Here is a 1,234-nt window from a genome sequence, read left to right on the forward strand (position 1 = left end):
GTAATTCGTTGGTATTTTGAAAATGCTGTGAATCGTTAAATCTTTTCTAGGGGAAACCTTCTATCCCTAACCTAGACATTTAACGACTCCTATAAGAATAGTTGCCGACTGCGTGGTACTTTCCTCTCAAGTTACAAGAAAGTTGAAGCGGGCTACAACTGTTGAATTTACTACTGTTTCGGCTATTATTTTTTATGTTGTTGCAGGAATATATCCCCAATCGACAAGCTCATTTTTATTCTTAATTTCTTTTGTGCCACCATCATGGATGATAACAATTCGTGTCGCAATATCAAGAATATTTCTATAATCATGATCTGTAATTATAAATCCTTTTTCAAGCGATTGTTTTTTAATTGAGTCTTTTATTTCTTCTTTATAAATTGGAGCCACTCCGTTAAATGGTTCGTCAATAAGTGCGAAAGTTGACTCTGAATGAATTATTAAAAGAACTTCTAATAATCTTCTTTCTCCACCAGATAGTTGCTTACTTTTTTTATTAAGCATAGGTGCTATTAACTCATTTCGTTTTATCAAATCAGCTTTGTGTTTATCACAAAACAATTCAATTATAGTTTGAACTTTCACATGATCCGGTAAAAAATGATCTTGTGGTAAATACTTAATCAACTTTCTATTATCAAAAAGTCCATTCGATATTTTTTCGCCAATTTTCACAAATTTTCCATCTGCAGGTATTGAGCCAAATATTATTTTTAAAAGTGTTGATTTTCCAGTTCCATTTCGCCCAAGTAATCCGATTATTTCTCCTTTTTGACATGAAATAAACACATCAGTCAAAACCTGCCTAGAATCAATATTTTTTATTATGCTATCAACATGTAATTTACTCATAACAATATAAAAATTAGACCTATTGCTAAACTCAATACAAAAGAGATAACCCAGAGACTAAGTCTGCTTAATCCCAGATTATAATAGAAATAATATTCATTACTATTTCTTACCTCATAGATAAAATAGTGAAACAGAAGCCCTAAAAAGAGATATGAAATCCCAATAGCTTTTAGGGAAAATTCTTTTGACATTCCATATCCAATCATTCCCATTACTACTGATACTATCAAAGTAGGAATAATCAGTTTTTGATAAAAAATCAATATGGCTTTTAATGTACGCATGGTCTCTTTTCTACTTAGTACTTACAACGTTCTAACCTTATTTTTTTACATAAATATTTTATTCAATTTCTTATTCAGTTTATGCCAATGTA

Annotated in this window: 1 protein-coding gene; it reads right to left on the reverse strand. The window is 30.3% G+C overall.

The genetic code is table 11. From position 1 onward, the window contains the following. Positions 1-192 precede the first annotated feature (192 nt). Positions 193-855, reverse strand: a complete 663-nt coding sequence (locus tag PL77_RS29795; protein WP_044213685.1) for an ATP-binding cassette domain-containing protein — start codon at positions 853-855, stop codon at positions 193-195. Between the last annotated feature and the right edge of the window lie 379 nt (positions 856-1,234).

Source organism: Flammeovirga sp. OC4, from assembly GCF_000812565.1.
Lineage (GTDB): Bacteria > Bacteroidota > Bacteroidia > Cytophagales > Flammeovirgaceae > Flammeovirga.